The following is a 961-nucleotide window of genomic DNA, read 5'->3' on the forward strand; positions in this document are numbered from 1 at the left end:
TAAATGTCCATTACATATCAATATGAATAGGGCAAAATCTTTGGAGGTCATTCGGTTGGATATCTTCCTTTGTATAAAAGTTATCAAAACTAAAAGTGGAGAATGCACCAAAGAGGTTTTCTAAAAATATTGAAAGGAAACAGCCATGAAAAAAAGTCACCCACACTTAGAAGCCCAAGGTCAAGAGCCCCTCTATGCACGAGTTAATAAACCAAACAGAGGAAACCAGCGCACTCCAAACCCAGAGGAGGAAGTTCTATACGCATCCGTGAGCAACGTTTCTCCTTCAAAAGAGAGACACCATCATCAAAGGAGAGAAGAACCTGAGACCGATTACACAACGGTTGCATCTCCAAGACGCGAAGAGGAAGTTGTATACGCATCAGTGAGTAGTGTTTCTCCTTCAAGAGGGAGACGTCCTGATCGGAAAAGCGAAAGTCCTGAAACCGATTACACAGAGGTCGCTCCACAACAAAGAGGAACATCTTCATCGTCCCTCACAGCAGAGCAAATAACTGTCATGCTTTTAAAAGATTCACATGTCCAAGCATATGCACAAGAAGTCGTGTATTGGGGTGGAAGTGTTTATGGAAAAGGCAATATTTTCCAGCAACACTTGCAAGACATACTTACAAATCCCGCTAAAGGAAAAGAACTTTCAGATCGACTTGCTGAATTCCCTGAATCTATACATAAGCTCACTGGCCACTCCGCACTTGGCATAAAAAATCAAACACGCAAAGCAGCTGAAGATGGTTTTAGACCGCTCATTGATGCCATTGATGGTTATACAAGGGCTGTAAAAGACGCAACAACAAGACTATTGCAAACCCCTATGGCCGAACAAAGACGCCATAAAGAAAATTCTCGGGAAGCTGAAAGAGAGCATCATCATGATCGTCATCACGCAAGAGGACAAAATCGGGAGAGTCCAGAGCACAGCCCTCAACGACAAAGACAT

The 961-nt window shown here is 43.0% G+C and carries 1 protein-coding gene; it reads left to right on the forward strand.

Annotated features, from left to right (window positions below; all coding sequences use genetic code 11):
- Positions 1-145: 145 nt before the first annotated feature.
- The coding region (locus tag BN338_RS09775) for a BID domain-containing T4SS effector (protein ID WP_039761893.1) at positions 146-961 on the forward strand (816 nt) is incomplete at its 3' end.

The organism is Bartonella queenslandensis AUST/NH15, from assembly GCF_000312585.1.
GTDB classification, from domain to species: Bacteria; Pseudomonadota; Alphaproteobacteria; order Rhizobiales; family Rhizobiaceae; genus Bartonella; species Bartonella queenslandensis_A.